Annotated in this window: 1 protein-coding gene; it reads right to left on the bottom strand. The window is 66.4% G+C overall.

What is annotated here, in order from left to right; genetic code table 11:
* Positions 1–259 (bottom strand): cytochrome D1 domain-containing protein (locus FLQ44_RS10085; RefSeq protein ID WP_276607843.1); only part of this gene is annotated, 259 nt, incomplete at both ends.

Below are 259 nucleotides of genomic sequence, written 5' to 3'. Positions count from 1 at the left end.
CCACGACCTTGTCGTCGTCGCGGCTGGACAACCATACCGCGTCGCCACGGGCGGTGAACTCCATGTGCAGGATGGCGCGCCCCGGCTTCAGCGTGTGCACCACCTGCATGCTGGGCACGTCGATCACCTGCACGGTGTCATTGTGTGGAAAGGCAAAGTTCACCCACACGCGGCGCCCGCCCGGTTCGGCCATCACGAACACCGGCTGGCCGTATACCGGCACCTTGGCCACCGACTGCCAGCTGCGGCTATCGGCCAC

It is taken from the genome of Vogesella mureinivorans (assembly GCF_007644035.1).
GTDB lineage: Bacteria > Pseudomonadota > Gammaproteobacteria > Burkholderiales > Chromobacteriaceae > Vogesella > Vogesella mureinivorans.
Note: the sequence above shows the minus strand (reverse complement) of the source record. Positions and strands in the feature narration are given on the sequence as shown.